Source organism: Vibrio sp. YT-19(2023) (genome assembly GCF_033337395.1).
Genome location: NZ_JAWOQN010001126.1, coordinates 1 through 521 on the forward strand (window position 1 = coordinate 1; position 521 = coordinate 521).

1 protein-coding gene is annotated in these 521 nt (G+C 44.5%); it reads left to right on the forward strand.

Going from position 1 to position 521, the window contains the following annotated elements; translation table 11 throughout:
- Positions 1 to 521 (forward strand): dicarboxylate/amino acid:cation symporter (locus R7E78_RS30410; RefSeq protein ID WP_318059184.1); only part of this gene is annotated, 521 nt, incomplete at both ends.

Genomic DNA, 521 nt, shown 5'->3' on the forward strand with positions numbered 1-521 from the left:
GTTTCTGAAACCGTCAAACTGACGACAACTGAAACACCAGATATTTTCTCGCTCGTGGTAAACATTGTACCAAGCAATCCAGTACAAGCTTTTGCTAACGGCGACATGCTACAAATTATCTTTATGGCTATTTTGACAGGTCTAGCCATTCAAGCTCTGGATTCTCGTGGTGGCCCTGCTATCCGCACGTTTAAGATGGCCAATGAGATCATGATGAAGCTGGTTGGTTTGGTCATGAGTCTAGCACCTTACGGTGTGTTTGCTCTGATGATTCAACTAGGTGCAACCTTAAATGCGAATACACTGATGTCTGTTGCAGGTTACGTTGCGCTTGTCGTGGCTATGCTTGTGTTCTGGATTTTCATCTTCTATCCAATGGCTGTTGGCATTACGACTGGAACTTCTCCAAAGGCGTTTCTCCGCGCAACTCGTGAACAAATCCTATTCTCCTTATCTACTGCAAGTTCAAATGCAACCATCCCTGTAACCATGCGTACTCTGACAGAGAAACTACAAGTTTC